The sequence below is a fragment of the Pantoea sp. USMM079 genome (assembly GCF_037153115.1).
GTDB classification, from domain to species: domain Bacteria; phylum Pseudomonadota; class Gammaproteobacteria; order Enterobacterales; family Enterobacteriaceae; genus Pantoea; species Pantoea communis.
Map to the genome: position 1 here is coordinate 1 of NZ_JBBCKX010000056.1, position 1225 is coordinate 1225.

Genomic DNA, 1225 nt, shown 5'->3' on the forward strand with positions numbered 1-1225 from the left:
CCTTGTATCTTGAATCCTGCAGTAGGTGATGGTTAGCTACCTTCACCTGAAACAGGGTGAATCTGACGCGTCCATTAAGGTAAGACCTTGTCCCGCAGCTTAGCTCCCCTGTTTCACCTTTCACGCCAGCATTAACTTTGAACGGTTGCCAGGAGCTCAGACTCCGTATGCACAAGGAAAACGGGCGTGATGGTTTCTATGTGAAAGGGGAACATTATGATCCAGTTAGGAATTGACGTTGGTAAAAGCAAAATAGATTTGTGCCTCAAACCTGATGGTCCGGACGGTCGTAAGAAGACCAAAGTTTTACTCAACGGGCCGGATGTTGCCGTCACTGTACTGGAGTGGCTGACCAGACAGAAGGTCAGTCACTCAGAGGTGCAGGTCGTCATGGAACCCACCGGCACGTATCACGAGCATCTGGCTTATGGCCTTCATGACCGGGCTGTGCGCGTTGTAATAGCCAACCCGGCGCGTGTCCGGTCTTTTGCTCAGGGCATGGGCATTCTGACCAAAAATGATACTGTCGATGCGGATGTACTGGCCCGTTATGGTGCCCTGCGCCAGCCGGATGTATGGCAGCCACCGTCTCCGGCCATCCGTGAACTGAAAGCGTTACTCAGCAGACGCGATGCGCTGGTGCAGGATGTAAACCGCGAGAATAACCGGCTTGAGAAGCTGCTTTCAACCTGCGGCTCAGCACGGGTCGAGTTATCAGTCAGGAAGATACTGCAGGCGCTGAACAGCGAGCTGGAAGCCGTCCAGGCACTGATAGATGACCATATCGACAATCATCCCGACCTGAAGCGGGATATGGAGTATCTGACGTCAATAAAAGGGGTCGGTCAAGCGGTTGGCAGCACTATGCTGGCGGTTCTGCGGGGAAATCACTTCAGGAGTGCGGAGCAGGCCGCGGCCTGGCTGGGGGTGGTCCCGAAGGAAAAGCGCTCCGGAAGCTCAGTACGGGGAAGGACAAGACTGTCAAAATGTGGCCCCCCGTCGGTGAGGGCCAAACTCTATATGGCTGCCATGGTCGCAGCGAAGCATAATCCTCATCTTAAAGCGTTCTATGATCGCCTTGTTTCGGCTGGCAAGGCGAAGAGATCAGCGCTGGGTGGTGTGATGAGAAAGCTGGTGCATATCTGCTTCGGTGTGCTGATGAAACAGCAGAGATATGACGAGAATTACGCAGTAGCGGCTTGACGTGCAAGACGGTAGCTGCGGG

General features: G+C 54.2%; 1 protein-coding gene. It reads left to right on the forward strand.

What is annotated here, in order from left to right; translation table 11 throughout:
- Nucleotides 1–216 precede the first annotated feature (216 nt).
- The gene (locus WFP70_RS26465) at nucleotides 217–1203 is read left to right on the forward strand and encodes an IS110 family transposase (RefSeq protein WP_337024901.1); all 987 of its coding nucleotides are present in this window, start codon (nucleotides 217–219) and stop codon (nucleotides 1201–1203) included.
- The last annotated feature ends 22 nt before the right edge of the window (nucleotides 1204–1225 follow it).